Origin of the sequence: Luteimonas saliphila, from assembly GCF_016774335.1 — a bacterium.
In the GTDB taxonomy this organism is placed as follows: domain Bacteria; phylum Pseudomonadota; class Gammaproteobacteria; order Xanthomonadales; family Xanthomonadaceae; genus Luteimonas; species Luteimonas saliphila.
On sequence record NZ_JAETWA010000037.1, the window covers coordinates 67,906 to 92,894 of the forward strand.

At 67.3% G+C, this 24,989-nt stretch carries 20 protein-coding genes; 14 read left to right on the top strand and 6 right to left on the bottom strand.

Going from position 1 to position 24,989, the window contains the following annotated elements:
- Window positions 1–84: 84 nt before the first annotated feature.
- The gene (locus JMO03_RS10610; RefSeq protein WP_202843160.1) at window positions 85–1,281 is read right to left on the bottom strand and encodes a PQQ-dependent sugar dehydrogenase; all 1,197 of its coding nucleotides are present in this window, start codon (window positions 1,279–1,281) and stop codon (window positions 85–87) included.
- Between the two features lie 82 nt (window positions 1,282–1,363).
- Between JMO03_RS10610 and JMO03_RS10615 the strand changes: the two genes are divergently transcribed.
- The 8 genes from JMO03_RS10615 to JMO03_RS10650 all read left to right on the top strand — a co-directional run bounded on the left by JMO03_RS10615 (window position 1,364) and on the right by JMO03_RS10650 (window position 8,666).
- A complete protein-coding gene (locus tag JMO03_RS10615) occupies window positions 1,364–1,555 on the top strand; it encodes a CPXCG motif-containing cysteine-rich protein (protein ID WP_337926401.1) in 192 nt (63 codons plus the stop codon).
- A 215-nt stretch (window positions 1,556–1,770) separates the two neighbouring features.
- A complete protein-coding gene (locus tag JMO03_RS10620) occupies window positions 1,771–2,127 on the top strand; it encodes an EF-hand domain-containing protein (RefSeq protein ID WP_202843163.1) in 357 nt (118 codons plus the stop codon).
- 174 nt (window positions 2,128–2,301) lie between these two features.
- Complete coding sequence (locus JMO03_RS10625) at window positions 2,302–3,051, top strand: HAD family hydrolase (RefSeq protein WP_202843165.1); 750 nt, start codon at window positions 2,302–2,304, stop codon at window positions 3,049–3,051.
- A 14-nt stretch (window positions 3,052–3,065) separates the two neighbouring features.
- Window positions 3,066–3,563 (top strand): hypothetical protein, encoded by a 498-nt coding sequence (locus tag JMO03_RS10630; protein WP_202843167.1) that lies wholly within the window; start codon window positions 3,066–3,068, stop codon window positions 3,561–3,563.
- Window positions 3,564–3,713: 150 nt separating this feature from the next.
- Window positions 3,714–4,616, top strand: coding sequence for an NAD(P)/FAD-dependent oxidoreductase (locus JMO03_RS10635; RefSeq protein ID WP_202843169.1), 903 nt, complete (start codon window positions 3,714–3,716; stop codon window positions 4,614–4,616).
- Complete coding sequence (locus JMO03_RS10640) at window positions 4,613–4,864, top strand: hypothetical protein (RefSeq protein WP_202843171.1); 252 nt, start codon at window positions 4,613–4,615, stop codon at window positions 4,862–4,864. Before JMO03_RS10635 ends, JMO03_RS10640 begins: the two co-directional genes overlap by 4 nt.
- A 562-nt stretch (window positions 4,865–5,426) precedes the next feature.
- Window positions 5,427–5,957, top strand: coding sequence for a hypothetical protein (locus tag JMO03_RS10645; RefSeq protein WP_202843172.1), 531 nt, complete (start codon window positions 5,427–5,429; stop codon window positions 5,955–5,957).
- A gap of 75 nt (window positions 5,958–6,032) precedes the next feature.
- The gene (locus JMO03_RS10650) at window positions 6,033–8,666 is read left to right on the top strand and encodes a putative bifunctional diguanylate cyclase/phosphodiesterase (protein ID WP_202843173.1); all 2,634 of its coding nucleotides are present in this window, start codon (window positions 6,033–6,035) and stop codon (window positions 8,664–8,666) included.
- Between the two features lie 432 nt (window positions 8,667–9,098).
- Here JMO03_RS10650 and JMO03_RS10655 read toward each other — a convergent pair whose 3' ends face one another.
- The 5 genes from JMO03_RS10655 to JMO03_RS10675 form a co-directional block, all read right to left on the bottom strand.
- Window positions 9,099–9,800, bottom strand: coding sequence for an ABC transporter ATP-binding protein (locus JMO03_RS10655; protein ID WP_202843174.1), 702 nt, complete (start codon window positions 9,798–9,800; stop codon window positions 9,099–9,101).
- A gap of 7 nt (window positions 9,801–9,807) precedes the next feature.
- Entirely contained in the window at window positions 9,808–11,235 is a 1,428-nt protein-coding gene (locus tag JMO03_RS10660) for a DUF3526 domain-containing protein (protein WP_202843176.1), read from the bottom strand.
- Window positions 11,236–11,246: 11 nt separating this feature from the next.
- Window positions 11,247–12,668: an ABC transporter permease subunit gene (locus tag JMO03_RS10665; RefSeq protein ID WP_202843178.1), complete on the bottom strand. Its 1,422-nt coding sequence runs from the start codon at window positions 12,666–12,668 to the stop codon at window positions 11,247–11,249.
- Between the two features lie 7 nt (window positions 12,669–12,675).
- Window positions 12,676–14,766, bottom strand: coding sequence for a TonB-dependent siderophore receptor (locus JMO03_RS10670; RefSeq protein WP_202843180.1), 2,091 nt, complete (start codon window positions 14,764–14,766; stop codon window positions 12,676–12,678).
- Window positions 14,767–15,121: 355 nt separating this feature from the next.
- Window positions 15,122–17,113, bottom strand: coding sequence for a TonB-dependent receptor domain-containing protein (locus JMO03_RS10675; RefSeq protein ID WP_202843181.1), 1,992 nt, complete (start codon window positions 17,111–17,113; stop codon window positions 15,122–15,124).
- A 600-nt stretch (window positions 17,114–17,713) separates the two neighbouring features.
- On the opposite strand from JMO03_RS10675, the gene JMO03_RS10680 reads away from it, so the two are divergent.
- The 6 genes from JMO03_RS10680 to JMO03_RS10705 all read left to right on the top strand — a co-directional run bounded on the left by JMO03_RS10680 (window position 17,714) and on the right by JMO03_RS10705 (window position 24,925).
- A complete protein-coding gene (locus tag JMO03_RS10680; protein WP_238346069.1) occupies window positions 17,714–18,487 on the top strand; it encodes an ABC transporter ATP-binding protein in 774 nt (257 codons plus the stop codon).
- Window positions 18,484–19,908 (top strand): DUF3526 domain-containing protein, encoded by a 1,425-nt coding sequence (locus JMO03_RS10685; RefSeq protein ID WP_202843182.1) that lies wholly within the window; start codon window positions 18,484–18,486, stop codon window positions 19,906–19,908. The genes JMO03_RS10680 and JMO03_RS10685 overlap by 4 nt, the downstream gene beginning before the upstream one ends.
- Entirely contained in the window at window positions 19,905–21,305 is a 1,401-nt protein-coding gene (locus JMO03_RS10690; protein ID WP_202843183.1) for a DUF3526 domain-containing protein, read from the top strand. The genes JMO03_RS10685 and JMO03_RS10690 overlap by 4 nt, the downstream gene beginning before the upstream one ends.
- Window positions 21,306–21,491: 186 nt before the next feature.
- Window positions 21,492–23,573 carry a TonB-dependent siderophore receptor gene (locus JMO03_RS10695; protein ID WP_202843185.1) on the top strand — a complete coding sequence of 694 codons (2,082 nt, stop codon included), beginning with the start codon at window positions 21,492–21,494 and terminating at the stop codon, window positions 23,571–23,573.
- A gap of 87 nt (window positions 23,574–23,660) precedes the next feature.
- Window positions 23,661–24,326, top strand: coding sequence for a DUF5829 family protein (locus JMO03_RS10700; RefSeq protein ID WP_202843187.1), 666 nt, complete (start codon window positions 23,661–23,663; stop codon window positions 24,324–24,326).
- Window positions 24,323–24,925 (top strand): hypothetical protein, encoded by a 603-nt coding sequence (locus JMO03_RS10705; RefSeq protein ID WP_202843189.1) that lies wholly within the window; start codon window positions 24,323–24,325, stop codon window positions 24,923–24,925. Before JMO03_RS10700 ends, JMO03_RS10705 begins: the two co-directional genes overlap by 4 nt.
- Window positions 24,926–24,989: the final 64 nt, after the last annotated feature.

The window sequence follows — 24,989 nt, forward strand, 5'->3', positions numbered from 1 at the left end:
CTTTCCCCGAAGATCCGTGCCGACCGCCGGATGACCGGGGGAAAGTCGACTCTGACCCCGGTTTTCCCCGGTTCTCGCTGCGCCTCAGCCTTTCGGCGTGAGCTTCAGCAGGCGCCCGCCCTTGCCGTCCTCGATCACCCACAACGCGCCGTCCGGTCCCTGGCGCACGCCGCGGATGCGCGCGCCCATCTCGAAGCGCTCGGCCTCCCAGGCGCGATCGCCCTCGAACTCGATCCGCACCAGCGCCTGCGACGACAGGCCGCCGGCGAAGGCGTCGCCCTTCCAGTCCGGGAACAGGTCGCCGGAGTAGAACACCAGGCTCGACGGCGAGATCACCGGGGTCCAGGTGATCGCGGGCGCGTTGAACTCCGGACGGGTGTCGTGGTCGGGGATCGGGCGGCCGTCGTAGTGGTCGCCGTTGGACACGATCGGGTAGCCGTAGTTGGCGCCGCGCTCGACCCTGTTGAGCTCGTCGCCGCCCTTCGGCCCCATCTCGATGTCCCACAACTGGCCGTTGTCGTCGAAGGCGACGCCGAGCGGATTGCGGTGCCCGAGCGACCACACCTGCGCGGCCACCTCGCCCTGGCCGGCGAACGGGTTGTCCGCCGGCACGCTGCCGTCGTCGTTCAGGCGCAGCACCTTGCCCATGTTCGAGGCCATGTCCTGCGCCGGGTCGAACTTCTGGCGGTCGCCGGAACCGATCCAGAGCATGCCGTCGTGGAACACGATGCGATGCGCGTAATGGCCTCGTCCGCTCACCTTCGGCACCTGGCGCCAGACCACCTCGAGGTTCTCCAGCGCGCCGCCACCGGCGTCGTCGGTCACCAGGCGCGCGCGCGCGACCGCCGCGCCGGCGGTGTCGCCATCGCCTGCTTCGGCATAGCTCAGGTACACCATGCCGTTTTCGGCGAACTCCGGATGCGGCACCACGTCGCCGAACCCGCCCTGGCCGCCGTAGACGACGTCCGGCACGCCGGTCACTTCTCCGGCGCGCCCGCTGGCCACGTCGACCAGCCGCAGCGCGCCCGGCTTCTCGCTCACCAGCAGGCGGCCGTCGGGCAGGAAGCTCAGGGCCCAGGGTTCGTCGAACGCGGCGACCGTCTCGACCGAGAACGGGCCGATCTCGCGGGTCTCGCGCGCCTGCCGATCGCCCGCGTCCTGCGCGGTCGCAGCCGTGTCCTTGGCCGCGGACTGCGCGGCGGATTCCGCGGTGCCGTTGGCGTTGCACGCCGTGAGCAACGCCAGGGACAGCAGCGTGGTGGTCAGCGCGGGTCGTGGCATCGGAATCTCCTCACCGGGATCGGGGGTCTCCGCATGATACCGTCCGCCGACCCCCGGCCATACCGGCCATCGGCGATACGCAATGACGATGCAGGATTTCGAGACGCTCGACTGCCCCTATTGCGGCGAACCGGTCACGCTCGCGCTCGACGCGTCCGCGGACGACCAGTCGTACGTCGAGGACTGCCAGGTGTGTTGCCGGCCGATGCTGGTCGCGGTTGCGTTCGATGCACCGGATTCACCGCGGATCACGTTGCGCCGCGAAGACGAATAGGCCCGGGACGGCTGGGCTGGCGCTGGGCGGGCCCCGTCCGCGCGAAGCGGGCCTGGCGGCGCGAGACTGAACGCGAGATTCGCGGGAACGTCTTGTTAACTTCGCGCATGCACGGATCTTTATGCCCACCCGGGCAAGGTGTGCGCCGTGCGGAAAGCGGTCGTCAGGGACGCCAGCCGCGCACCACAAAAATCGAATCCCCACGGGAGATAGTGATGAAGAATGCACGCAAGCCGCTGTTCGGAATGATCGCGCTGGGCGCGGCCCTCGCCATGCCGATGGCCTTCGCGCAGGACGCCACCACGCCGGCGCCGCAGGATCCGACGGCGCCGACGGCGCCCACGCAGTCCACCGCCCCGGCAACCGAGCAGCAACCGCTGACGTGGGCCGATGTCGATGTCGACGGAAACGGCACGCTGAGCAAGGACGAGGCGGGCGCGCTGCCGTCGCTGGCGCAGGTGTTCGACGACGCCGACGCCGACAACGATGGCGAACTGACGCCGGACGAGTACAAGGCCTTCGTCGCCCAGGCGAATCCGCAGCAGCCCGACGCGTCCGGCGGCAGCGACTGACCCGAACCGGCGTAGCGCAGCCTTCCTTGCAGGGCTGTTTTCCAACGCAGGCAAGCGAGCCATCGGCGGCCCCAGGGCCGCCGATGGCGTTTTCGGCATCCGGGGGGCCGGAGGCCCGATCCTGATGGATCTCCAGGACGATGCCGCGCCCCGTCGCCGCGGCATAATGCGACGATGGATACGACTCCCCCGATCGAGATGGTCGGCTTCGACGCCGACGACACCCTGTGGCGCAGCGAGGACTACTTCCACGCCGCGCAGGACGAGTTCGAGCGCATCGTCGGGCGCTACGTGGATCTCGCCGAAGCCGGCGTACTCGATCGGCTCTATGCGGTGGAGAAGGGCAACATCGCGGTGTTCGGCTATGGCGTGAAGGGCATGGCCCTGTCGATGGTGGAAGCGGCGGTCGACGTCACCGACGGACGCATCGCGGCGCGCGACCTGCACCGCATCGTGCAGATCGCCAAGGACATGCTGCGCCATCCGGTGGAACTGCTGCCGGGCGTGCGCGACGCGGTCGAGGCGATCGCCGCCGAGCACCCGGTGGTGCTGATCACCAAGGGCGACCTGTTCCACCAGGAGGCGAAGGTGCGCGACAGCGGCCTGGCCGATCTGTTCCGCCGCATCGAGATCGTCAGCGAAAAGGACGTCGCCGCCTACGCGCGCCTGCTCGAAGAGTTCGCGGTGCCCGCCGACCGCTTCGTGATGGTCGGCAACTCCCTGCGTTCGGACATCGTGCCGATCCTGCGCCTGGGCGGCTGGGGCGTACACGTGCCCTACCACCTGACCTGGGCGCACGAGAACGAGGCCGACGATGTCGCCGGGCACCCGCGGCTGCGGCAGGTGGCCGATGCCGCCGCGCTCCCGGCGGCGATCGGCGACATCGTGGCGTCGGCCGCGGTGGCTACAATCGTCGAAGCTTGATGCCGGACGCCCCGATGCGTGCCCTTGCTCCCGTCGTCACGATCCTCGCTCTTCTCCCCGGGCCAGGCCCGGCCTACGCGCAGGACGTCGCGCAAACCGCGGCAGACGCATCGCAGGCAGCGCCGGCACGGCCGCAACCACGCACCGGCGACGCTTGGATCGATGCGCGACTGCTCGACATGGACGACTATGCCGCGCGCCATGGCGATGCGTTCGTGGACGAGATCGTGCGCTACCACGAGGCGCCGCGCGCGCTGGTGGAAGGCGCGCTCGCCGGGGGCGCGATGCGCCCGGGCGATGTGTACTTCGCCTGCGCGCTGGCGCAGGCGACCGGCCGGTCGTGCCGGACGGTACTGGACGCGCGTCGCGAGGATCCGGCCGCCGGGTGGGACGCGATCGCCGCGCAGCTGGACGTTGCGCCCGCCGTTTACCGGCGTATCCGCGGCGACATCACCGAGAGCTACGTGCGCTGGGCGCGCCCGCTCGACTCCGGGGCGTCTTCACCACCGTAGCTGGCGGGCGCCGCGTCCCCGCAGGCCTGGCCGCGGCCGCCGCACGGCCGTGCGTCCTCTCCCGCGCCGGGTCCGGGCCGGCCTTCTCGCCGCCTAGACGACGCACTGGCCTAAGGTGGCCGTCCTCGTTCTTCCGGATGGTGCAAGCGCATGATCGACGTGGCGATCGTCGGTGGCGGGCCCGCGGGCCTGACCGCTGCCACCTACCTGCGGCGCTTCCACCGCTCCTGCGTGATGCTGGATGCCGACGAAAGCCGTGCGCGCTGGATTCCCGAAAGCAACAACTGCCCCGGCTTCCCGGGCGGCGTGTCCGGGCCCGAGCTGTTGCGCCTGCTGCGCGAGCAGGCGCGCGACTTCTCGGTACCGATCGAGCCGGTGCGCGTAGGGCGCGTGGCGCGCGAGGACGACGGGTTCGTCATCGATGGCGAGGGACGCAGCTGGCACGCACGTACGGTGATGATCGCCACCGGGCTGCGCGACCGCCTGCCGGGCGAGTGGGCCGAGGACGCGCTGGCCTGCGGCGCGCTGCGGCTGTGTCCGATCTGCGATGCATTCGAGGTCAGCGACCGGAGGATCGGGGTGTACGGCCCCGCCGATTCGATCGGGTCGCACGCCGAATTCCTGCTGGCGTTCTCCTCCTCGGTGTACGCGCTTCCGGCCGACGGTGGCGACGGTGGCGACGGGGGTGCCGAGGGCGAGGCGGCGCGGCAGGCGGGCGTGCGGTGGCTCGCTGCGGGCGATCTGCGGTTCGACGGGCGCAGGTGCAGTTACAAGGTGGCAGATGGCGAGATCGCGCTGGACACGGTGTATTCCTATCTGGGATTCGACACCTCGGTACCGCTCGATGGCCTCGACATCGAACGCACCCGCAGCGGCGAGATCGTCGTCGACCGCCACCAGCAGACCCGGGTGCCGGGCCTGTATGCGATCGGCGACATCGTCGGCGGCCTGAACCAGATCGCGGTCGCGGTCGGGCAGGCGGCGATCGCCGCGACGCACGTGCATGGCCGACTCGCGCCAGTAGCGCGAAGCGACGCGGAGCCGGCGCGGTGAACCCGGACATCATCGGCTGGCTCGCCTCGGCGATCCTGCTCGCGACCCTGGTGCGCCAGGTGCGCAAGCAGGTGGCCGACGGCACCGGCGCGGGCGTGTCGCGCTGGCTGTTCATCGGCCAGAGCCTGGCCTCGGTCGGCTTCATCGCCTACAGCGTGCTGCTCGACAACTGGGTGTTCATCGTCACCAACAGCTGCATCCTGATTACCGCGATCGCCGGACAGTGCCTGCGCCCGCGGAAGGGCTAGACCGGGTGTCATCGGTGCCGGGCGACGTGGGGTGCCGGAGGCGGCGCAAACCCCGCAACGCGCAGGGCGGACGGCGACCGGCGCATCCTCCCTTTCCCCGGGCGCCGGGTCGGGCGGGTCCTTGTCACCTTGGAGGATCCCGTGCCGGCGGAGGAAGCCCTCGCAGCGCGGCCGTGAAGGCGCAGGGAGCCGCAACCGACTCGTATGACCGCCGCCGGCTTTCCCGATACCCGGTCTGCTCCCGTGCCGCCACGCGCGGGATTCCGCGCCTCGGCTGCCCTGCTGCAGGCGTCGCTCGTCCGGCTGATACGGTGGAGGCGAACACTCCTGCTTTCAGGGGCTTGGGTTGGCGGGCGTGGAGCACGCCCGCCCGGTGCATGGCCTGCGCGTCCGCGCCGGATCTTCGGGCGACGCCGCCCCCGTTCCCAGGCCAGACCCCGGTGGGGCATGGTCGCATGCACGCGACACGGTCGCGGCCGACCCTCACGTTCTGTTGCGCCCGGCCGTTGTCTCCTCGTAGCGGCGACTGCCGGCAGCTGTCGAGGAACCACGAGATTTGGCGATGAATCCCATTCGCATTCATGAAGCCGGCCGTATGCGCCGGCATCGCCGGCAGCGCGGCCATGGTCGCGCTGGTTCCCGGGTGCACGGGGGTGCGGGTTTCACCTTGCTGGAGCTGATCTTCGCCGTCGCGGTGCTGGTGATCGTCGGCATGCTCGCCCAGGCCCAGTTCACCGGGTACGTGGAGCGCTCCAGGATCGCCGTGGCCAAGGCGGACATCGCCACGATGACGACGGAGGTGCTGCGTTATCAATCCAATCACGAAGGCCGCCTGCCCGCGACCCTGGCCGACATCGGCAGGGACGATCTGCTGGATCCATGGCAGCGCCCCTACCACTACACCAACCTGACCGCCACCAACAAGGGCGCGGCCAGGAAGGACCGCCGGCTCAATCCGATCAACTCCGACTACGATCTCTTCAGCGCCGGCAAGGACGGCGTGTTCAAACCGCAGATCAGCCAGAAGGACAGCCTCGACGACGTGATCCGGGCGCGCGACGGCGCTTACATCGGGATTGCAGAGGATTTCTGAGCGCAACCGATGCCTGCCAGTTCACGTCTGTCCACCGCGCTTTTCGGCAGCAGCTTCGGTCGACGCCTTTTCACCATGTTCTGCCTCGCGGCATTGTTGCCCGCGGCGATCGTGTTCTGGATGACCTATCGCACCGCGGCTGCCGACGCGGAAGCGGCGACGCAGCGGGCGCTGCGGCAGGGCGGCAAGGATTTCGCCCTCGGCGTTTACGGCAGGCTGGAAATCGCCGCAGGCGCCCTCGCGACTGCGGATGCGGACGCCATTGCGCGCGATGGACGGGACCCGTTTCTCGCGTTGTACTTCAGCCAGACGGCCCTGGTCGACTTGCCGCGCACGGCACCCGGCACGCCGTCCGTGGCTCCTGCAGCGGCGCTCGGCGACCCCGGGGCGGTCCCTGTCCGGCTGCGGGTCGAGTCGCATGCCGACGGGGTCGCGCTGAAGCTGGTGCGCGTGACCGGAAGCCGCGTGCTCGTCGGCACCCTCGATCCGGCCTTCCTCTGGGGCGGCACCGCGGACATGCGCCAGGATATGCGGATCTGCATGTACGCCGGACGCGAACGCCTGTTCTGCGGCGGTCATCCGGGAACCGAGCGCGGCGACCGGCTGCTGGCGGAGACGTGGGACCTGTTTCTCAGGGCCCGGTTCGCCGCGGAACCCTGGACGGTCGCCGCGGTGGCCGGAGCCGGACATGGCCTGCGGCACTACTCGGGCGTGATCGCGCCCGCGGCGGCGGCGGTGTTGCTGCTCGCCATGCTGCTCAGTTCGATCCAGATCCGGCGCGTGCTGGTGCCGCTGTCTGACCTGTTGCGCAGGATCCGCGCCTTCGATGGCGCGAGCACGCGGATCGCCAGGCAGGCGGGGGAGGACGAGTTCGACCTGCTGTCGCGGACGTTCGACGGGATGCAGCACCGGATCGGGCGCCAGATGGACACGCTGCGCGCGCTGTCGGACGTCGACCGGCTGATCCTGGAAGGCGCATCGTTGCTGGAACTGGTGGACCTCGTGGCGCGACGCATCCAGGAAGCCGTGGGGCCGACGACGGTCTGCGTCCTGGTCTCGGCCGTGGACGCGGACGGCGATGCGACCCTCTTCCTGCGCCGGCGCGGCGGGAACGCGACCGAACAGATTCCCTGTCCGGGCGCCTGCGGCGCGGTGCCGACGGCCGCGCAGGGGCGTTGGCAGCGCGTGGACGAACTCGGTGGTGGGGCCTTGCGCGATGCCTGCCTGCTCGACGGGGTGAGGGAGGTGCTGGTGCTGGCGCCCGCGGAGCACCCGGGCCGCGTCCAGGTGGTCCTGGGTTTCGAGGCGCAGCCGCGCGAGCTGGAGGGCCCGTTCGCGCAGGCGCAGAAGCTGGCCGAGGCCATTCCCGTCGCGGTCGCCTTCGAGGAGCGCAGGCAGCGGCTGGAATTCCAGGCGCACCACGATCCACTGACCCAGTTGCCCAACCGGCTCGCGACCTTCGAGGCCGTCGCCACGGCGATCGAGGCGGCGGAGCGATCGGGCTCGCGGTTCGCGGTCGCCTTTCTCGATCTCGATCGCTTCAAGTCGATCAACGATGGCCTCGGCCATGCGTCCGGCGACGAACTGCTCGTCGGCGTCGGGCGGCGCATCCGCGCCAGTCTGCCGGCCCACGATTTCGTGGGCCGGTTCGGTGGCGACGAGTTCTGCATCATCCTGGCCGACGCCGGCGGCGCAGCCGAGGCGGAAAGCGCCATGCAGCGCGTCGTCGATGGCCTGGCGCGCCCCGTGGAAGCCGGCGGCCGCCAGTTCGTGCAGCGCTTCAGCGCGGGCATCGCGTTCTATCCCGTGCACGGCCGGGACGCCAGCACCCTGATCCGCAATGCCGACGTCGCCATGTACCACGGCAAACGGGCCGGGGGCAGGGCGCTGCGAATGTTCGAGCCGGAGATGAACGCGGCGGCGCAGTCGTCGCTGCAGATGGAGAACGATCTTCGCGAGGCGATCGCGGCGGGTGCGATCGACGTGCATTATCAGCCGCGCGTCGACAGCCGCAACGGTCGCATCTTGGGCGTCGAAGCGCTCGCGCGGTGGACGCATCCGCAACGCGGTCCGATCCCGCCGTCGACCTTCGTCGTCCTGGCCGAGGCTGCCGGCCTGATCGACGATCTCGGCGCACTGGTGCTACGCAAGGCTTGCCGGCAGAAGGCGGCATGGAAGGCGTCGGGATTGTCGTTGCCGGTGGTCGCGGTGAACGTGTCCAGTCACCAGTTGCGTTCGCGACGGCTCGTCGAGACGCTGCGCACGGCCATCGATTCGGCGGGCATCGATCCTCCGGAACTGGAGATCGAGATCACCGAAACCATGCTGGTCCAGGACAGCGAGGCGGGCGAGCAGCAACTTCGCAGCGTCCACGACATGGGCGTCGCCATCGCCATCGACGACTTCGGCACCGGCTACTCCTCGCTTTCCTACCTGGCCGGACTGCCCGTCGACACCCTGAAGATCGATCGCGCCTTCGTCCTCGGCATCGGGGACGGCAATACCGAAATGGCGGCGATCATCCGCGCGATCATCGGGCTGGCGAAGGAGTTGGGCAAGAACGTGATCGCGGAGGGCGTGGAGTCGATGGTGGATGTGGAACTGCTGGCCGACTGGGGCTGCTACACGATCCAGGGATACGCCTACTACAAGGCACGCGATGCCAAGGCCCTGGCCGGGCTGCTGCGCGCCCAGCCCCAGGCTGGTTGAAGCGCGCATCGGACCCTGCATTCGACGGTAAACGACATCTGGCGACAGGTTCGCCTCGGTCGACTCGAGACCTGCGGACAGCGCCCGACGACAATGGTGGCGTCGTTGCCCCCGCCGCCTTCGTCATGACCGGACATCGCCAGCCGCCGCCCCCGACACACGATGCGGCCTCCCTGCGCCTCTCGGTCGTCCTGACGATGGAACAGACGGGAAGGCCATTGTTTTCAGCTGTTTGAAAGGCGGCGCATGCAACTTGAGCACACCAATCCGCACACGAACAACCGGCGATGGTCAGGTGTCGACACTGCTTTCGACCCTTTGCAGCCGCTCAGGAATTGAGCTCCTGCCAGGGTGAGAGCTCTGACCATCTCAATACCGCCGCAGTCTATTCGTACGCTGTGCAATCGCAAGAACGAGTAGAGGAGACACGCTTCACTTGACCATCTCTTCGAGATAAATCTGCTCGAGATTGGCCGCGGAGAGTTCGTTGGGCGCGAACTCGCGACGGAGCTGGCCGGCGCGCATGATTCCCACCCGGGTAGCGATTTCCCTTGCGCGGAACAGATCGTGGGTGGCCATGAGTACTGCGACGCCATCCTGCGAGATCCTACCGAGCAGTTGGCTGAACTCGTGGCTAGCGCTGGGATCAAGGCCGCTGGTGGGCTCGTCGAGCAGCAGGGCGCGAGCCTGCTTCGCCAACGCGATGGCGATGCCGACCTTCTGTCGCATCCCCTTGGAATAGCCAGAGACACGTTGGTCGAAGGCTACAGCCTGCAGGCCGGCTTCCTCGAGCAGGGCGGTCCTCTCCTTTCGCGAGTAGCGGTGCCCACCGAGCTCGGCGAAGTAGTCGAGGTTTTCATCGCCGGTGAAATGGCCGTACAGGTTGACCTGTTCGGGAATGTAGGCCAGCCGGGCGCGAGCACCCCTGGGATCAACCTGGGGGTCCAATCCATCCACGGTCACGTGTCCTCCGTCGGGAGCCAGGAAACCGAGGAAGCACTGGATAGTCGTCGTCTTGCCGGCCCCATTCGGGCCCAGCAGCGCGTAGATCTCCCCTGGCTCGACTGTGAGGTCCAGCGCACGCAGCGCAATATGGCCGCCGAAACGTTTGTGAAGCAGTCGAGCTCTCAGCATTGCGACCTCAGGGACGGGCGCGCCGAAGGCGCACATAGGCGGCGAAGGCCGCGAGCAGCGTTGCAAGCACCGTCCCCAACAGGGGCCAGGCAGCGCGGGAAACTCGATCGCGAGGAGGCTCGTCCTCATACGCGAAACGTGGCGCAGCGTCGTAGTCCCAAAGCGTCAATGGGATGCGTGCCGCGAACTTGACGTCAAAGAAGTTCCGCCATTCGGTCTGGAAGCGATCCGCTGCGCCCTCGAAGCGCTGGCGGCGCTCCGGTGCATAACCGGCGAAGTCGTCCGTCAGCACCTTCATGGCGAGCGCCGGGCTAAACATTGCAGCGATCCGCAGGCGTTGGGCCTGCTCCACCCGACGCTCCTCGATGCGACGTGCAGCAGGGGTGAACATGCGGTCAATGATGATCTGCCTTGAGTAATAGCTCTCGACAAAGTAGCGCTCGTATTCGTTGAACGCCCCGCGGCGCGGTCGCCGCAGCGGGTTCTCGGCGTAGTAGGCCTCCGTAACCTCTGTCGCGCGCTCGGTCAGGTCCGAGTCCAAAGCGCGCCTACCTATCACGGAGTCCAAACGTTGCGGCGCGGGGCCGTCCTGGGACAGCACTTGTGAGGAAACGACCGGCAGCAGCACAGCCGACAAGATCCACGTGGCCAGCAACGTGACGCCGGCTGTTGCGGAGTTGCGCGCGTGCGCGTTGATCAAGCCTGCCAGGGCCAGCCAGAAGGCGATGGCGGCGGCCAGCGCGAGCAGCCATGACAGCAGATCGGGCAGCAACTGTAGGAACGGGCCTTCCCACGAAGCCAAGACACCTGCCGTGGCAATGGTTCCCACGACTCCCAACACTGCCAAGAAGCACACGGCAAGACGGGCGAACATGATCGTTCCCAGTGACGTACCCTGGGAAGCGAGCACTGGCGTGATCTGCTGCTCGCGATCGCGTGAGAGTGAATCGTAGGCGAGCACGATCAGGACCAGCGGTAGCAGCCAGGCGACGACGAACGCGGCGTCGAGCGGGCCATCGAGCCGAATAGCTGGATTCTCACGGCTGGGCGGAGACGCGCTGTGGCGGGACCCCACGCCGAACGTGATCAGATCATTGCCTTCGCGCGCCGGGCCGACCGACAGCGACGCAAGTGGCGTGGGCGGCATGGCGATGGTAATGCGTGCGTGCATAACCACGAGGTCGGCACGAGATGGATCGTCAAATGTCTGCCTTTCGCGAGTCCCCTGCTCGAGCTCGACGTAGCGGGCACGAGCCTGGAGCCAGGAATCGGTGGTTGCGGCGATCGCTTCGCGCTGCGCTGCGCGTGTCTCGGTCACCCTGACCACACCATTCACTACAGTGAACCCGAGTAGAAGCCCCAGCACGCCGAGAACGAGCAAGTTGGCTCTGTTTGCAGAGAAGAGCCGCCATTCCTGCGCAAGCAGGCGCGTCATACGTCTACCGCTCATGGGCGGAGCCTACGGGCGGCGATCCAGAGCAGCGACCAGCCCGCGAACAGCCAGACCATTAGCAACGAGGCCGGGACCACAGCCTGTTGCAACGCCCATCCCGCACTGGGCGGCTGGTAGACGAAGCGGGAAACGCGTGCCCAATCGTCGCGGTCCGCGAGCATTTCCCAGGCATCTCCGCGCGTTCTCTCCACGATGAGATCGTTCATTACCGTGTTGAATCCGCGGCGATAGTGTTCGGCGGCGTCCGCGAAGTGGCGGTAGTGCGGCCAATCCATGCCGGCCATACCGTGTGAGAATGATCTTGCCGCGATCGCGGGAGAGACCGCTACAGCGGCCATACGAATCCGTTCTTGGCGCCGGTAGATCGCCAGCAGGCGGGCATACTGGCGTTCGGCGATGCGGTCGCTCCACTCGCTCATGGCATGCATGCGCAAACCCGAAAAGCCGATGGGCAAATCGTCGAGACTGGCTACGCGATACCGCTCCAAGGTGGCCCGCTCAAGTCGCTTGAGACGCTCGTCCCAACCGGGCTCGCCTTCGAAGCCTGTGGCGAACTCGGTTCCAATGGCCTTCGCGTATGTCGCCGCGTCCGGCGTAGGCGCCAGTGTCCTCGCCAGGTGCGCTGCAACGCGCGGCGCCAGCAGCGAACTCGCAACCCAAATGGCCAAGGCAGCGACGAGTGCCGTCCGCGACGAGCGCACCAGGATCGAAATGGTCATGCCGACGGCTAGCATTGCGAGGAGGAAAACGCCATTTCCGACGAACGCCGCGAACGCTCGCAATACCGTGTCGGCGCGCTCGCCCGCCTCAGCCACCGTTAGGAGCAGGGCCATCACGACGATAGCCAGCGGGAGTAGCGGGACCGCCATCGCAGCGGCAAGCCCCACGTACTTGCCGGCTACCCAGCGCGCCGCCGAGACATTCTGCGCGAGGATCTGCCGCAGTTGGCCTGTCTCGCGCTCGCGAGCAACCGACAGTGCGCCCAGGACAAGGGCAAGCAATGCCCCAAGCAACTGCAACAAGGCTGCGCCGCTTCGCTCACCCAGCCCTGCCGATGCGGCGAGGTCGTCGTCGGCGGGCGCATGCGAAAACGCGGTCTGACTATGCGCCTCAAGCCAGAGCGTCCGGCCCGCGTGCGGGCGTAAACCGGATTCGAAGATCGCCAGGGGCGATTCTGGCTTGGCGACGTAGATACCGAAAGACGCCGCGCGGTGCGGGTGCTTTGGTGGTTGATCCAGCCACTGTGCGTAGGATCGTTCGGCAAACAGGCTTCGTTCTTGCTCGCCGCGCGCGTGGTCGCGCCAGCCTGCGATCACGGCGGCCCCTATCAGCACGATCACGAGCAGCCCGGTCACCAGGAGGCGCCCGTCGCGCGCCTGCAGCAGCATTTCTCGTCGAGCGATGGTCGCAATCATGCAGGCGTCAGAATGTGTAAGTGGCGCGCAGCACGGCGGACCGTGGCTCCTGCGGGATGATCGTCGTCCCCGTCAGATCGTAGATTCTCTCGTCCCCCAGATTGCGCAGGTTGAGCTGCAGCGACAGTGGGCCAATGTCGTAGGCGATCATCGCGTCGAATCGCATGTAGGAAGGCAACGTCCACGCGTTGTTCGGAAGGCCGGCTTGGCGATCATCCACGTAGTAAGCGCCGCCGCCGATCGACAGGCCCTTCAACGCGCCATTGAAGTCGTAGGTGGTCCATAGCCCCGCGCTGTTCTCAGGCGCACCGGGCAGGCGCGACCCCACTGCGAACCGGTTGTCGCGCGTGACCTCCGCATCGATGTGCGAGGCCGTCAGAATCAAGTCCCATCCCGGCAGGATCTCCCCGGTCAGGTCCAGTTCGACGCCGCGGGAGCGTTGCTCACCGGTTTGCACACGAAACAACGCATTGTCGGGGTCCGGCGTGGAGACATTCTGTTTGACGATCTCGTACCCGGCTAACGTGATGTTCGCGCGGCCATCCAACAACTCGCGTTTGACCCCCAGTTCGATCTGCTCGCCGGTCTCCGGGGCGAGCGATTGGCCAGTAGCAGTGTTTCCGGATGTTATCGGTACGAACGAACGACCGTAGCTGACGTAGAGGCTGGTTGCCGTATTGGGTTGGAAGACCACGCCGCCCTGTGGGCTGAATGCATCGTCCCGGCTCCGTTGCACCTGCGCGCCAGCGAGCGCGTCGACGTTCCGGCTGCGAACTTCGTCATAGCGCCCACCCAGCAGCACCTTCCACTGCCCGCCAATGGAGATCATATCCTGTACGTAGATCGCGCTTGCGTCCGATGTCACACGGTTTGAGAACAGCGGGAAACCGGGGCCGGGCTGGGCCCCATACACCGGTGCGTAGAGGTCAATTGGCGCCAGGGTCTGGAAGTCGAAGTGGTAGTACTGAACGGCCCAATAGTGCTCGGCGCCGATTGTGAGCTGATGCGCAAACGGGCCGGTGGAGAACGCCGTAACGAGATCGACCTGAGCGTTGTCGGTCTCGTTCTCCTCGAAGGTCGCGTAGGCGACGCGGTTGACCGTGCGGTCATTGGTGATGTTCAGCGGCGAGCGCAAATTGTAGTCGCCTTCGGTCTGGGACCGGCCGACCACAGCGCGCAGCGAGAGCGCGTCGCTGATGCGGTGTTCGAGTGTCGCGGCGCCAAATAGCGAAGCCACGTCGTTGCGCGCGCCGGGCTCACCCAGGAAGCGTTCGACCGGCACGGTTAGCGACCGAGGATCGCGGGGCAGGCCGAGGTCCCAGACGAAGTCGCTCTGCTTGTACTCGGCCTCAAGGGCCAGCCGCGTGGCGTCGCCCAGGCGAAATGCAACCACGGGCGCAAGGAACGCACTTTTATTGTCCACGCCGTCGCGGAAGCTGCCGGAATCCTCGTAGGCGGCATTGATCCGGTAGCGCACTTCCCCCTCGCCGATCGAGCTCCCCACATCTGCCTCGGCGCGATAACGATCGAAGTTGCCGAAGATGCCCCTCACGCGTGCATGTGGCGCCGCGAGGGGCTGCTTGGTAATCGTATTGGTAATTCCACCCGGATTCACGGCGCCGTAGAGGATCGACGCCGGTCCTTTCAGTACTTCGAAGCGCTCTACGTTTGCAACGTCGCGCAGCGTGTAGAAGCCCGGGTCCCGCAGGCCATTGCGCAACGTCAGGAACCCCTGGTCAAACCCACGAATGAAAGCACCAAAGTTCTGCGTGCCCCCGTAACCTTGCTTTCGCTGAGCCCCGGAGACGTTGTCCAGTGCCTCGGATAGCTGAGTGAGGCCGCGGTCTTCGATGAGTTCTTGCGACACCACGCCGACCGACAAAGGGAGGTCTTTGAGCAGAGTGGGTACGCGAGTCCCGGTCAACGTGTCGTCGGCGGAATAGCTGCGGATCCTTCGACCGGTCACGCGGACAGTGTCGAGCGCTACCGCTTCGTCAGAGCTGTGCGAAGCATCGTCTTCGTCCTTCTCTCGCCCCCGGCTGTCTGAAGCGGCCAAGACAGCCAGGACTGCCAAGCACCCACCCATGAAATTCTTCATCAAGCGATTTCCCCAGTATTAGGTAATGTTATAACATTCTTTTTTGTCGTCAATACTTCAGATGGTGGGGATCGGAGAAGCGGCCAACGTCGCCACTTGAACCGCACCTTTTTACGTTCCCACTCTCTTCAACGGTGTTTTGCCGTGTCGGCAGAGGCTGTCGTCGCCGTCGGGAGCGCCTCGGTCCCGGCTGCTTGCCTGCGAAGATGCGGTGCCATGGGGGGCACCGCCGCGTACCAGTCACTCATCTCTCCCAGAGACGGGGCATTGACGGACCGAAGTCGCACTGGTGCTGGCTGTCCCACGACAACGCGCAGTGGGAACGTGCGAGATGACGAGTCAACAATGGGTTGCGTCAGAAGTTTCCGCTGAGCGTCAGCGTCAGGAACATCGGACTGCGCTGTCGACGCTCCTCAGTCTGCACGCTCTCTGCTGAGCGATCTCCCCGGAAGAACTGGCGACTCCGATGGTTGCGCAGTGTGTCGGCATTGCGCGCCGCCAGCCGCAATTTGAAATCACCGAGCGCGCCGGATTCTATGAAGGCACCGAAATTGTCAGCCACGCGCAGCCGATCAATCTCGGCAACGCGGTAGATCGCACCTTCGTTGGCGGCCTTCCACGTCACGCCCCAGCTGAAGCGGCGCGCCGACAGGTCATGGCGAAACTCGGCATTGACCAACGGCGAGTACACGCGCGAGAGCGGTCGGGCGGTCTCGATGATGGGGTCATCGAAGCTGCTGCGCAGCACCGTTGCATCGATGGTGAGCCGCGCGGCCGCAAGTACCGCATCCAGCGGCAGGGTCAGCGATGCCTTGACGCCGCGGTAGGTGGCATCGCCCGCATTGGCCAGGCCGACGGCGCCTGAGGGCAACAGCACCTGCTCGAGCACGTCCTGGCGATCCTCGTGGAAGGCCTCCACATTGAGCGCAAGGTCGCCGCTGCCGCGGTAGTCGACTGATGCGTAATAGCGCGTGGCCTGGTCCGGCCCCAGGTCGGGGTTGCCGGCGACCGTGGTCCCGTCGTTGAGCGATGCCGATGCTGCGAAGTCGCCGAAATCGAGCTGGCTGACCCGTCTACGCATGCCCAGCCGCCACTGCGACCGGTCGCCGGGTCGCCAAGACAATGCAACGGCCGACTTGAAGAAGACAAAGGACTGCGTCTGTTCGACATCGCCGCTTATCGAGATCTCGGATGTCTCCACGGCCAGTTCCATTTCGACGCCGAGGCGCGGCGTCCAGCTCCTGTTGACCTTCGCAAAGGCTTCGCCGCGCAACTCCTCCACCAGCACATCGGCACCCGGCAGGGCGATGGGAATCGGACCCGTGCCGTCGTCGAACCACAGCGCGAAAGTGCTGTCGAGCCGGTTGTAGGCCACCTCAACGCCGACTTCCGGCTTCCACCCGGTGGCGTCGACGCGTGCGAAGGTGGTTCGCGCCACCAGTTCCAGCGGCCGCGCGGTAGCGTCCACCGTGGTGTCGGACAACAGCGTGCCCTCCCGATCGCGACGTGGATCGGACTGGGACTCAACGCCGTCCTTCGCGGTCAGCAGCCCAAGCGTCTTCCAGCGCCATGCGCCGAGGTCGCGGGTGTAGTCGGCGCCGAGTTCGAGGTCCCAGCGCCCCTCGTCGTAGCTCGTGACCTGGGTGATGTCGGGGTCGCCATCGGGCAACCGACCGAGGTAGGTGTCGCCAGGCTGGTCGTAGTAATAGTGGTAGCGGCCGAAGCGGCCCGTCAGGTTGAGCATGCCGCCGGCCAGTGGCCGCCGCGCATCGCCGGACACATAGTTCATGGCGAGCGTCGAGGGAAGGTCGGTTTCGACGGACGACAGCAGGTCCCCGGATGCGCCGCGCACCAGTCGCAGCGTGCGGAACGGAAACTCTTCCCACAGCCCGCTGAACCGCATCGAGGTTTCCCAACTTCCGACGGTCCTGGCGTAGCTGGCCTCCAGCCGGGGATACACCCTGCCATTGCCGTTGCGCTCGATCTCAGCGGACCACGTACCCGATGCCGTGCGTTCGGTTCGGATGACGTTGATGACCAGTGCCTGCCCCTGCGCCTCGGCAGTGGAGGCGTTCAGAATCACGTCGATCCGCTCGACCTGGCTTGCGGAAATGCGGCTCAACGCATCGATAACGCCGGCCTTCGAGGCGGGGCGCACCCCGTCGATCAGAACATTGCCGCCGGCAGCGCCATAGCCACGGATGTCTTCGTCGCCCTCGTCCAGCACGACGCCTGGCGTGCGCCTGACCATGTCCAGTGCGGTTTGCGGCGCGTAAGGGGCAAAGTCCGCCGCTGGATAACGCACGATGTTCGCCACACCCGCCGCCGGAGCGGGCTGGGCACCCACGGCACACGTCCAGAACGCGCAAATCAGCAGGCAGGTGGGCCGATTTGCGATCCCTAGGCGGTTCGCCCAAGCGCGCGGAAGAGGAACGAGGGGACTCAATGTGGTCTCCGGAAACCTACCGAGCCGCGCGGTGGTGCTGGGAGGTACTGGAGACGCGCAGGGTCCGGCCGCAGATCGACTGACCAACGCTACCTGTCCCGATCCCTCGGCCGCGACGCCGATGACCCCTGGCGGCGCCAACGATGGCGAAAGAGAGTCGCGGTAGGGACTTGAGGCGACCCCCAATCTTACGATGTTATGTAATAACATATCTGCCATTGATACATCAGGGGAATCGGATGCGCAAGGCGTGGGCCGTTCTGTTGTTGCCGGGGGTCGCTCGAGGGCAGGAGCCAACTGCCAGGGAACTGGGTCGTGTGGTGCCACTGCCACGCGCACAGGCCGATCACTGGTCGGCACGCCGGCCTCCATCACCCTCCAGGACGTGCAGGCCCTGCGTGTGTGCGGCGTGGATTCCGTTGCCGACGAGTTCCGCACCAGCGTTCGTTGGGATTTCTAGGCGATGAAGCGGAGCACTGCGCACCTGGAGCGCTAGCACGGATGTCCAAGGTCCGCCACCAGATGACCGGCACCACGACTTCTAAAGGAGACACCGGCATGCCGCTGCTCGAAACGCACGCGCTGGGCAAACGCTACGGCGATACCATCGCGCTCGACGACCTGGACCTGGCGGTGGACGCCGGCGAGGTCGTCTGCCTGCTCGGCGCCAACGGCGCCGGCAAGACCACGACGCTGAACCTGCTGCTGGGTTTCCTGGCGCCGACTTCGGGCGAGGCGCGCGTAGACGGGCGCGTCGTGCACACCGATCCACAAGCGGCACGCGCGCGGTTGGGCTACCTGCCGGAAGTCGTGCAGTTGTATCCGGCGCTGAGCGGGATCGAGACGCTGCGCTACTTCGCCGACCTGTCCGGCAAGCCGCGCCCTGACGACGAAGCACTGCATCGCACGCTGTCGCAGGTCGGCCTGCAGCGCGATGCGCATGCCCGCCGCGTGTCCGCTTACTCCAAGGGCATGCGCCAGAAGCTGGGCCTGGCGATCGCGCTGTCGAAGGGCGCACAGGCATTGCTGCTCGACGAGCCGCTGTCGGGGCTCGATCCCAAGGCCGCCAACGAACTGGTCGCGCTGGTGCGCGGACTGGCCGCCGACGGCCACGCGATCCTCGCGGTAACCCACGACATCTTCCGCGCGCAGCAGATGGCCGACCGCATCGGCATCATGCGCCAGGGCCGGCTGGTGGACATGGTCGATCCGCGTACGATGAGCGCCGCCGAGATCGAGGCGCTGTACGTGCACCACCTGCGCGACGTGGCATGAGCGCCGCGCGCGCCGTCGCCACGCAGACGCTGCGCCTGTGGTGGCGCGAGGGCAGGCTGCCTGTGGTGCTGCTGCTGATCGGATTGCTGGGTGCGCTGTCGGCGACGCTGTCGATCCAGCGCACCGCCGCATCCGAGCGCGACCGCATCGCCGCTGAAGCCACCGACCGCGAGACCTTCGCCAACCAGGGCGAACGCAATCCGCACAGCGTCGCGCATTTCTCGCGTTTCGCATTCCGGCCGCTGGCGCCGATCGCCGCGCTCGATCCGGGCATCGGCCCCTATGCCGGCGTCGCGATCTGGCTGGAAGCGCACTACCAGGACCCGGCCAACCTGCGCGCCGCCGAGGACCGGGTGGAACTGGGCCGCCTTGCCGACCTCAGCCCGGCCTGGCTGCTGCAACTGCTGCTGCCGTTGCTGATCATCGCGCTGGCCTTCGATGCGCTGGCCGGCGAACGCGAACGCGGTACCTTGCCGTTGCTGCTCGGCGGCGGCGCCAACGCGCGCACGCTGTTGCGTGGCAAGGCATTGGCACTCGCGCTGGTGTTCGGCGTGCCGCTGTTGCTGCTCGCGCTGGCGCAGTTGCCCGCGGCCTGGGCGCGTGCGGACGACAGTGGCGACCTGGTGCTGCGCACGCTGGCCTGGACGCTGGGCCATGCCTTGTATCTCGGCGTGTGGATCGCATTGGCGCTGGCGGTATCGCTGTGGGCGACGCGCACGCGCACCGCACTGGTCGCACTGCTGGCCATATGGACGCTGGCGACGCTGATCGCACCGCGCCTCGCGATCGGCGTCGCCGAGGCGATGGCGCCGGTACCGACTGCCGGCGAGTTTTCCGAGGCGATCCAGCGCGACCTGCGCGAAGGCATCGACGGCCACGATCCAGCCGACGAGCGCCGCGAGGCGTTCAAGCAACAGGTCCTGGCCGAGTACGGCGTCGAACGCGTCGAGGACCTGCCGGTGAGTTTCGCCGGGCTTGCATTGCAGGAAGGCGAACGCTACGGCCACATCGTCTTCGACCGCCACTTCGGCGCGTTGGGCGATGCCTACCGCGCGCAGGAACGCTGGCGCCGCGTCGGCGCGCTGGCCGGTCCGCTGCCGGCATTGCAGCAGGTGTCGATGGCCACGGCCGGCACCGACATCGCCCACCACGTCGATTTCATGGCGCAGGCCGAAGCGCAGCGCCGGGTGATCGTGCGCACGCTCGACGAAGACCTGATCCGGCACGGCGCCGGCAAGGACATGGCCTACCTGGCCGATGAATCGCTGTGGAACCGCGTTCCCGAGTTCGTTTACGCGCTGCCGCGCTACGCCGCGTTGGCCGCGCGGCAATGGCTGGACTGGTTGTTGCTGGTCGCGTGGCTGATGTTGGCGCTGTGGCTGGCATCGCGTGCGGCCGCGCGCACGGAGGCCGCACGATGAAGAGCCTGTTGCGAACGATGCTGTGGGACTGGCGACTGTTGGCACGCAGCCGTGTCGGCGTGGTGGTGGCCTTGCTGACCGTCGTGTTCGCGATGCTGGCGAGCTGGAACGGCGCGCAGTTCGCCGGCCAATGGCAGGCGCAGGCCGAAGCCGCGACGACGTCGGCGGCGGAGGGGCGCACCCGGCTGCTGGACGCCATCGCCGCCGGAGACAGCTGGGCCGCGCCGGCGTTCAATGCCGAAAGCGCGATCGTGCTGCCGCCTGCGCCATTGGCCGACATCGCCAGCGGTCGCGCCGACCTCGACCCACGCGCGACCACCGCGTTCACCTTCCGCAAGCAGCACGAGCTGTTCCGACATTACGAAATCGACAGTCCGCTGGCGCTCGTGCAGGGTCGCTTCGACCTGGCGTTCGTGATCCAGACCCTGCTGCCGCTGCTGGTGATCGCGCTGGGCTATGGCGTGCTGGCCGAGGAGCGCGAAGGCAGGCTCGATCGCGTACTCGCCGTGCAACAGGTGCCGCTGCGACGCCTGCTGGCCGGCCGGTTGCTGGCGCGCGCCGCACTGCTGCTGGTGCCCTTGCTATTGGTGTTCGCGTGGCTATGGCTGTTCGGCGGGGCGCATGCGCCGGATCCCGCGCAACGCACGCTGCGGATGGGCTGGGCGCTGGCGCTGGCGGTCGGCTACCTCGCGTTCTGGTGGGCGCTGGTGGCGTGGGTGGGGACGTGGCGGTTGCGCGAAGGCCAGACATTGCTGGCATTGCTGGCCGCATGGGTGCTGCTGGTGCTGGCGCTGCCGGCGCTGGCCGGCCTGGTGTCGCGCGAACTGCACCCGCCGCCGTCGCGCTTCGAGCTGATCGCCACCGCGCGCGCGCAGGAGATCGCCGGCATCAAGCGTGGGGCGGCGTTGCTGGGAGACTACGCGCACGACCATCCCGAACTCGATGCGACCGCGGGCAGCAACCTGCCGGCCTGGGCGACCAACCTCTTCCTGACCTCGCGCCTGGTGGACGAGGCGGTCGCACCGGTCGTCCGTCGTTTCGATGAAGCACTGGCCGCGCAGCAGGTCACGGTCGAACGCTGGCAGTTCGCGACGCCGGCCCTGATGCTGCAGCGCGGACTGATCGCCACCGCTGGCACCGACGAGCGTCGCCGCGGCGCGTTCATCGCGCAGTCGCGAGCGCACCTGGTCGACTTCCGCGAACGCACCGGGCGAATGATGCTCGGTGGCGAACTGCTCGACGCGCAGCGATTGCAGGCGCTGCCCACCTTTGCGTTCGTCGAACCCGATGCCGCAAGCGCGTGGCGCGTCGTGCGCTGGCCGTTGTTCGTGCTGTGGGGGCTGGCCCTCGTGCTGTCGACGCTCGCACTGCGCCGGGCCGGGCGCGGCCCGGCCTGAAAGCGCACGGAGCGGCAGCACGCCGACTCGCGAATGTAGGAGCGCCCCATGGGCGCGACCGGGCTGGCACCGGCGTCGCGGGCATGGCCCGCTCCTGCAGAACGGGCTGGTCGATGTGCATGCCGTACCGGTGGTCCCCAAACCTTTTCCCAACTTCTTTCCCGCCTTCAGCAAGAGGAATCCCCGATGTCCCAATGCCTGCGTGTCGCCACTGCACTTGCGCTCGCCAGCGTGGCAAATTCCGTCGTCGCCAACGACGACGGAACCACGATCGCAACCGCAACGGCAACCGACCTCGACACCGTGACGGTGTACGGCAGGCCGCTGGGCCGCATCCCGGGCGAGACCGCGACCAAGTCCGGCGCCCCGGTGCTGGAAACGCCGTTCACCGTCAACATCGTGCCGCGCGAGCTGCTGGACCTGCGCAGCGTCACCAACATCGGCCAGGCCACCGAGACCATCAGCGGCGTGCAACGCACGATGGGGTTCTCCGGCAACCAGCGCTTCCGCATCCGCGGCTTCCAGGCGATCAGCACCCTGCGCGACGGCTTCCGCCAGAGCATGTCGCAACCGGAGATCGACCTGCAGGCGGTCGAGAGCATCGAGGTACTGAAGGGGCCGGCGTCGGCCCTGTACGGACGCTTCGAACCCGGCGGCGTCATCAACTTCGTGTCCAAGCGGCCGCAGCCACAGTTCGCGGCGTCGGCCGCGCTGACCGTGGGCTCGGACGACCATGCCCGCGTCGGCGTCGACCTGACCGGACCGCTCGACGGGGAGGGCAAGTTGCTGGCGCGCCTCAACTTCGCCCACGAGGATTCGGACAGCTACCGCGACGGCATCGACAACCGCCAGACCTTCATCGCACCGACGCTGGAATGGCGGCCGGACGCGAACACCAGTCTGCTGGCGCGGCTGGAATACCTGGAGCGCGACGCCGCCTTCGATCGCGGCCTCGGCAACAGCCCGCTGTTCCTGCAGGTGCCGATCGGCCGCAACTATGGCGAGGACTTCATGCGCGTGCGCAAGGAACAACTGGTCGGCGCGCTGGAGTTCAATCGGGTGCTCAGCGCCGACTGGCGCCTGCGCGTGGGCGCGTACTGGTCGGACGTGGACGTGCCGAAAGAGGAGTTCTTCAACTACGGTTTCCCGACGCTCAGCGGCACCACGGTCAACCGCAACTTCGTCAGCTACCGCGAAACGCAGAAGGACTCCACGCTGCAGGCCGAACTGTACGGCCGCTGGTCCACCGGCCCGGTGCAGCACCGGTTGATGTTCGGCGCCGAGCGCAGCGTCGATCGTCTGGCGTACCTGGGCGGGCGCATCTCTTACGGCAATCCCATCGACCTGTACGACCCGCAGCCGACCGGGCGGCCGGACAACTATCTCGACGTCGGCGACAGCCGCTACGAGTTCGAGGCCACGGCGCTGTACCTGCAGGACGAGATGTCCTGGAACCGCTGGCGGCTGCTGCTGGGCGGGCGCTATGAGCGCACCGACACGTTGGCGTTCTACACCGGCGGCGTCGACCCGGCCGTGACCCGTCGCGACACGCCGTTCTCGCCGCGCGCGGGCCTGACCTTTATGCTCACGCCGGACCTGTCGCTGTATGCCAGCTGGGCACGATCGTTCCGCAACGAGGCCGACGCCGGCCTGCTGGAAAGCGGCCTGACGCCCAAGCCCACGCGTGGCGAGCAGGTCGAGGTCGGCATCAAGTCGATCCTGCTCGATGGCCGCATGGAAGCCACGCTGGCCGCGTTCGACCTGCGCAAGACCGATGCGGTGGTCGCCGACCCGGTGGACTGGAATCTGGTCATCCAGGCCGGCGAACTGCGCTCGCGCGGCGTCGAAGCCGAAATGTCGATCCGGCCGCTGGACGCATGGACGCTGGTCGCGTCCTACGCATACACCGACGCCACCATCCACGAGGATTCCGATCCCTTCATCGTCGGCAACCGGCTCGCCGGCGTGCCGCGCCACCATGCCAGCCTCTGGACCTCATGGGCGTTCGGCGGCGTGCTGTCGGGGCTGACCGTGGGCGGTGGCGTCTTCCATGCCGGCGAGCAGGCCGGCACCACCGCCAACACGCTGTTCCTGCCGGGGTACACGCGATTGGACCTGAATGCGCGCTACGCGTTCGGCGATGGCATCGACCTGCTGCTGAACGTCGACAACGTGACCGACAAGCGCTACTACATCACCGGCGGGTTCGCGCAGCTCTATCCGCAGCCGCCGCGCGCCGTCCGGCTGACGTTGACCAAGCGGTGGTGAGCCTCGACGGCGATCAGTGATCCAATGACAGCTCGGTACCCCGAGTGCTGTCCGGAATGTCAGGCAGCACGCCCGAGGCGCGAGGCCGTGAAGCGGCGGCGTCCTTCCTCCGCCAGCCTTCTGGCGGTTGCCTGCCTGGGCATCGGCTTGCTCAGCCCGACCTGGGCGGAGCGCGAGCCGACTGCCGACGCATCCGGCGGCGCCGCAGAAGCGCTGCCGCGGCCAGCGCTCAACCACCTGTACGTCGTCCTGGATGCCGAGACGTTCGCTGCGCTGCGCGACAGTCCGTGGGTGGAGCGTGCGTTGGCCAGACCGGACGCAGGTCTTCCGCACTTCCAGCAACCCACCGATGACAGCGACCGCCTGTTTCTCCGTGGACGCAACACCTACCTGGAATTCTTCGCGCCCGGCAACCGCTTCGGCGAGCCGGTCGGCAAGGCGGGGATCGCAATGGGCTTGGACGCAGCCGCCGACCTTGAGGCACTGGAGCAGGCGTGGCGTGCAGCTTACGGCGCGGATGTGCGCCACTCCGAGGTGAAGTTCGGCCGCACGGATCCACTGGTGCCCTGGTACGACGCCATCCAGGTCGATGCCACCAGCGACAATCCCCGGCTGGTGCTATGGGCGATGACAGGCCGGAATTCGTGTCCTGGTTGTCGGGAAATGCCGGGACAGTCCCCCGCACCCGCCGAGCCGACGCATTGGCCGTGCGATGGAAGGATGGCCGGAATTTCGAGGACATCGTGGGGGTGAGCCTCGCGGTGCCGCGCCCGCTCCAGGACAGGATCGTCGACCAACTCCAGCATGCGGGCATGCAGCGCGAAGATGGCGCGGGCCGTATACGGCTCAGCGGGGACGACTGGTACCTGGTGCTCGAGTCCCACGATTCGAATGCATCCGGGCTGGAGTACATCGAACTACGTGCTGGCGGAACAATGGACGCGGGCTGCGGCTTCGCCCTGGGCAACTCGACGGTGAATATCGAACATTCCGTTCGAATGAGATGGCGGTTCGGGGCGCAGCCGACGCAAGCCCTCCCACCCTGCGGACAGCAGGGCCGCCGGCACCCTCCCCGCACCGTCGTGTCGGGTCCATCGCCGGCAATGCCAGAGCCAGCGCGACCCGCCTCGAGGGAACAGTTGGTGCGCCAAGCCCTCGTGCCGCCGCCTGCCATCGAAAACTCGCCGGAATTGATCGATCATACGCACGCCGACAACGGCGGAGCCGGGGCCAAGCACTTGGATTTGCGCGCTACATCGCGATATGAGGCTTCCGTAAGCCTGTCGGTCGCCCCGATGATGGACTGGATCGTCATTCCAAAAAACCATACGTATAACAATCAGTTAGGCTGATTGCCTCTTGCTGTGTTGCAAATGGGTTGTATCTGGCTGTGATCCGAGCGAGTCGCTCGCCGTA